This window comes from Cupriavidus oxalaticus, assembly GCF_038900635.1.
In the GTDB taxonomy this organism is placed as follows: Bacteria; Pseudomonadota; Gammaproteobacteria; order Burkholderiales; family Burkholderiaceae; genus Cupriavidus; species Cupriavidus oxalaticus_B.
In genome coordinates this window covers 1-707 of record NZ_JAYMRX010000076.1, presented here as the reverse complement: position 1 = coordinate 707, position 707 = coordinate 1, and the positions used below count along the sequence as shown (strand labels likewise).

Annotated in this window: 1 protein-coding gene; it reads right to left on the bottom strand. The window is 67.2% G+C overall.

Going from position 1 to position 707, the window contains the following annotated elements; all coding sequences use genetic code 11:
* A partial coding sequence (locus VSR71_RS35005) for an integrase core domain-containing protein (RefSeq protein WP_342917907.1) occupies window positions 1–707 on the bottom strand: 707 nt, incomplete at both ends.

Below are 707 nucleotides of genomic sequence, written 5' to 3'. Positions count from 1 at the left end.
CATGTAGCTCGGATAGCTCATCTCCGGCAGCCGGGCTGGGTACTCCCGATTCGAGGATGTGTAGCAACTGTGCGGCGTGCGCTGGCTCAGCGCCTCATGGGGCCGCTCTTCGTTGTAGAACCGCCGGAACGCGTCCATGCGCCGCTGCTGCGCCGCCAGCGTCGCCGCTGGCGGCAACACTGTCGCGCGCTTGAGCGTGCGATGCATGCGCTCGTGCCGTCCGTTCTGTTCCGGACGCCCCGGGGCAATGCGCTCTGGCACGATCCCCAGCTTGAGCCACCAGATCGACAACTGCGTCAGCCCGCCGCAACTGGTCGATGCGAACGGCACGCCATTGTCCGTGCGCAGCCGGTCCGGTAGCCCATAACGACGGAACAGCCGCTCGAACGCCGACTTCGTCGGCGCCAGTTGCGGCCCGCCCAGGCCTTTGCAGCCCAGCAGGTATCGGCTCGCGTGGTCCATCACCGTGAGCGGATAGCACCAGCACTGGTCCGCAGTCAGGAACTGCCCCTTGAAATCCGCGCTCCACAGTCCGTTGGGCTCGCGCGCAGAGCGCAGTGGCGTGCCGTACCGCGCCACGCGCCGGCGCTTGTGCCGCGGCTCGATCCGACCTGCGGCCTTGAGGATGTTGTAGATCGTCGTGCGAGAGGGTACCTCGGCCTCGCCAAACCGCTCGGCCAGCCGTTTCTGGATCTTCTTCGGCCCCA